1 pseudogene is annotated in these 241 nt (G+C 46.9%); it reads left to right on the plus strand.

The features are described 5' to 3' along the window. Positions 1-241: pseudogene (locus ACY2RT_RS15585) on the plus strand (bifunctional folylpolyglutamate synthase/dihydrofolate synthase); the annotation flags it as partial.

Consider the following 241-nt stretch of genomic DNA (forward strand, 5'->3'; position numbering starts at 1 on the left):
TCTGGACAACACCATTAAGCCTGCTAACTATTTAGGGAATCCTGAACAGGATTTTAAAAGCATTCATGTAGCCGGTACGAACGGAAAAGGCTCTTGCAGCCATATGCTGGTTTCGGTATTGCAGGAAGCAGACTATAAGGTTGGGCTTTGTACCTCGCCACGTTTAAAGGACTTCAGGGAACGCATCAAGATCAGCGGGAGGCCCATATCCAAGCGAACCATTTCCGGTTTTGTGTCTAAG

The sequence above is a fragment of the Ulvibacter sp. 2210JD10-4 genome (genome assembly GCF_058148525.1).